Source organism: Sphingomonas sp. S-NIH.Pt15_0812 (assembly GCF_003951315.1).
Classification (GTDB): domain Bacteria; phylum Pseudomonadota; class Alphaproteobacteria; order Sphingomonadales; family Sphingomonadaceae; genus Sphingomonas.
On record NZ_QLJH01000102.1, the window covers coordinates 1 to 825 of the forward strand.

General features: G+C 62.9%; 1 pseudogene. It reads left to right on the top strand.

Going from position 1 to position 825, the window contains the following annotated elements:
* Window positions 1-825: pseudogene (locus BRX43_RS20080) on the top strand (IS481 family transposase); the annotation flags it as partial.

Genomic DNA, 825 nt, shown 5'->3' on the forward strand with positions numbered 1-825 from the left:
GCGCCACGACCACGCACGCCGTCCGAGCAGCAATACAGCGATCGCAAGCTTCGCTCTCGACGCTGAGCCGTGAGTTGGGGATCAACCCGAAGACCGTCGCGAAATGGCGTAAGAGGGCGACGGTCGAGGACCTGAAGACCGGCCCGAAGGCCCCTCATTCCACCACCCTGTCCGAGGCCGAGGAGGCGACGGTTGTGGCGTTCCGGCGCCACACACTGCTGCCGCTCGACGACTGCCTCTACGCGCTGCAGCCATCGATCCCGCACTTGACCCGCTCAGCGCTGCATCGTTGCCTCCAGCGGCACGGCATCTCCCGCCTACCAGACGTCGAGGGCGACAAGCCGAGGCGGCAGCGCTTCAAGCGCTACCCGATCGGCTTCTTCCACATCGATATCGCTGAGGTGCAGACTGCCGAAGGCAAGCTCTACCTGTTCGTCGGTATCGACCGCTACCCGCCAAGTTCGCCGTCACGCAGTTGGTCGACAAGGCTGATCGCCGAACAGCATGGGAGTTTCTCGAACATCTGCTGAAAGCCGTGCCGTATCGCATCCACACCATCCTGACCGACAACGGCATCCAGTTCGCCGAGCAGCCCCGCAACCGCAACACCGCCTGGTCGCGTCAGATGCGCTTCGACATGATCTGCGAGGCCAACGACATCGAGCATCGGCTCACCAAACCGAACCATCCCTGGACGAACGGCCAAGTCGAGCGGATGAACCGCACCATAAAGGAGGCGACCGTCAAACGCTTCCATTACGAGAGCCACGACCAGCTCCGGACGCACCTCGCTGACTTCATGGCAGCTTACAACTTTGCCCGCCG